This window comes from Anabaena sp. UHCC 0253, assembly GCF_009712085.1.
In the GTDB taxonomy this organism is placed as follows: Bacteria; Cyanobacteriota; Cyanobacteriia; order Cyanobacteriales; family Nostocaceae; genus Dolichospermum.
Genome location: NZ_VILD01000014.1, coordinates 34,277 through 35,278, shown reverse-complemented (window position 1 = coordinate 35,278; position 1,002 = coordinate 34,277). Strand labels below are relative to the sequence as shown.

The 1,002-nt window shown below is 30.5% G+C and carries 1 pseudogene; it reads left to right on the top strand.

The features are described from left to right. Positions 1-146: 146 nt before the first annotated feature. A pseudogene (locus tag FJR38_RS25935) lies at positions 147-1,002 on the top strand (hypothetical protein); the annotation flags it as partial.

The following is a 1,002-nucleotide window of genomic DNA, read 5'->3' as shown; positions in this document are numbered from 1 at the left end:
AAAAATTAAACAATTATTTTCTAATTATTTTTATAGATAATATTGAATCTTTAATACATTCAAATATATACTCCAGCTTTATAGCTTGTCTTCACACATTATCTACATCTAACCAAGAATATTTCCAAAAATTATATTTTGTTGTTTTGGGAGTTGTTAAACCTACTGATTTATTTGACAGTGTTGATGGATTTGATAACATAGATACGGCAAAAGTGATTCAACTAAATCATTTACAGGGAAATTGTCAACCCTTACTAGTAAAATTAGCTAAAGTTACTTCCAATCCCTCTGATGTCATAAAAAAAATTATGCTCTGGACAGGAGGACAACCATTTTTAACACAAACTTTATGTAGTCTAGTTGTCAAAAATAATAAATTTAGGGGTAATTTAGATACCACACAACATATAGAGGAATTAATTAATACTCATATTATTCAAAAACAAGATCAATCAAACCCAATATCATTACATATCAGCAAAATTAATGATTACTTTATCAGAGGTGATCCAGAAAAAAGTACAGAGAGAATACTAGCTTTAAATTTGTACAAGAGAATACTGCAAAATCCTCAATATTATAAATTTGATAGCCGCAGTAGCAAACAGATGGATTTACTAATGGCTGGGTTAGTAGTAGAGTCTAAAACTTTTATCAGTGTAGCTAACCCAATTTACGAACAGATATTCTCCCAGAAATGGGCTGAAGAAACAAAGAAAAAAATCAACAATACAGGGGCTAATATGGCATATCACAAAATTTTCAATCGGGATGTATTTTTTCTCATTGACAGTAGTTCATCTATGACTAGAAAAGATACTAAAACTGGAGACAAGCGACGTTGTGACTATATTGCAGAAATTATTTCTGGTCATGCCGATCAAATTCTACAAGAAAGAGATGATGTACACGGAAAAATTTGTGATGAAATTACATTGTACTTTTTCAGTATGAATCAATATCCCACGGAAGATGTATCAATCAATGATCGGGAGGAGA